The sequence below is a fragment of the uncultured Campylobacter sp. genome, assembly GCF_938030685.1.
Taxonomy (GTDB): Bacteria; Campylobacterota; Campylobacteria; order Campylobacterales; family Campylobacteraceae; genus Campylobacter_B.
Genome location: NZ_CALHHX010000198.1, coordinates 1 through 1,779, shown reverse-complemented (window position 1 = coordinate 1,779; position 1,779 = coordinate 1). Strand labels below are relative to the sequence as shown.

Below are 1,779 nucleotides of genomic sequence, written 5' to 3'. Positions count from 1 at the left end.
CTGCAGCTGATCCTGTGGGTAGAGATAGCCGCGTCTGCGCCCGCCAACGTCGTCATAAAAGCCGTTTGCTTCGATCCACGCATAAAGCGCCTCAAGTTCGCTCGGCACGCGCATGCCCTGCGGTAGCGCCTCGCGCAACTGCGCTAACAATGAATTTTCCACGATCGCTCCTTTTGCTAAATTTGCCGATCGAATTTTACTGCGTTTCGGCTAAATTTACGGATATTTTGTCAGATATTTGCGACGTTTTACGCGCCCCGTCGCCGCAAGCGCAAATCGAGCTCTTTAAATTTAGCCGATTTGATTGCGATACGCACGGGCGGTGTGAGTGCATATTTGAAAAAGGGTATGAGAATTTTCAGTAGAAAAATGCGTAAAATTTTACGACTTAAATTTTACTATTTTAAGGCCTCTTTGCTTTTTTACAGGAATTTACGCTTTTAAAATTTGCTGCGCCGCAAAGAGTAAAATTTTAGCGATACTTATAAATTTAAAATTTCCCGCGCCTTTTGCTTGTATGCCTCAATTTTTGCTCAAATTCCGCGCGTCTTTGCAACTCGTTTTTCGCCCCCATTTTGGTGTATCCAGAGCCTCGCCCTAGAAAATATACATAGTCGGTATCTTTAAACTCCACCGCAAGCGGCATTTGCGCGCCCTCTACCCCCTCATAAATAAACTGCGCAAGCGCGTACTCTTCCAGCGCAAAGGCGTGCGGATACAAACTTATCTTTTTTAGATTTTTAAGAGCGACGAGCGGCAAAAGCGCTGGATATGGGGCCTTGCACTTCACCCAGGTTAGTTTTAGCACTTCAAGGCCGCATAGGCCTTTGAGAAACTCAAAATCTACAATCGGCTGATCCCAATCCAGCGTGCCGTTAATGCACAGATATCGCAGCGAGGCTATGCCGCTAAGTCCCGAAAAATCGCTTACTCTGCGTAAATTTTCAAAATGCGTCGATCTTAAGCTTCTCAGCTCGCGCAGAGGCGAAAGATCGCAAAATCCCGAGATGTATTCCAAAACAAGCTCCTGCAAAAGCGGCAGTTTGGCAAGAAAATCGATATTTTTCACTTGAACTCTCGTAATGCGCAAACGCTTAAGCTGCCTAAGCCTAGATATCGCGGCGATCTGCTCCTTGCTTGGGAGGTGCAGAGTAAGCCCCTGCACCTCCCCGCACTCAAAAATCTGCTCTCAAAAAGGAGTATCCGCCCCTATTGTAGCGATCTGTAAGCTCTGCTTATCCGCCACGGGGCCGTTTAGCGCGAATGCGAAACGCTCGCGGTTGGGCACCATCGCCCAGTAATCGTCCTTTCGATCTAGCAGATCCGCAAAGTGATGTATCATTCGTAGTCTCCGTTTTTGAAATTTTAAAGCGCATGATTTTATCGCTCAAGCGGCGCGCTAAATTTAAGCCCGTTTTCGAGCTCGCTAAATTTAGGCTCGCTACGGCTCGGCCCGCAAATGTCTTCGCCACAACAGCTTGCTGCAGTTGGTCTGCCTTTAAATTTAAGCCTGCCGAATTTAAGCCGGTAGGCTCTAGTCGAATTTTAAGCCGCGCAAGCTCTGGTTAAATCAAGCTGACACGCTCCGAATTCGCAAATTTCACACTGTTTGACCTAATGGGCGAAATTTCGTCTAAATTCCAAGCTCAGCTCTTACGAGCGCTTCGTTTTGCGGCGTCAAAAAGCCAGCGATATCCTGCCACATGGAGTGAAAGCCGTATCTGCCGTCTATCATCTCGCTGCGCGCGGCGTCCAGGCTCCAGCCCTGATAGATCACGC

2 protein-coding genes are annotated in these 1,779 nt (G+C 48.1%); both read right to left on the bottom strand.

Annotated features, from left to right (window positions below; all coding sequences use genetic code 11):
• Nucleotides 1-490: 490 nt before the first annotated feature.
• Nucleotides 491-1,165, bottom strand: a complete 675-nt coding sequence (locus Q0369_RS09405) for a hypothetical protein (protein ID WP_298099084.1) — start codon at nucleotides 1,163-1,165, stop codon at nucleotides 491-493.
• 24 nt (nucleotides 1,166-1,189) lie between these two features.
• Nucleotides 1,190-1,342: a hypothetical protein gene (locus Q0369_RS09400; protein WP_298099080.1), complete on the bottom strand. Its 153-nt coding sequence runs from the start codon at nucleotides 1,340-1,342 to the stop codon at nucleotides 1,190-1,192.
• Nucleotides 1,343-1,779 lie beyond the last annotated feature (437 nt).

Bases quoted from the DNA above. Each gene is read 5' to 3' on its own strand.
- Q0369_RS09400 (WP_298099080.1), bottom strand. From the start codon at position 1,342: ATGATACATCACTTTGCGGATCTGCTAGATCGAAAGGACGATTACTGG.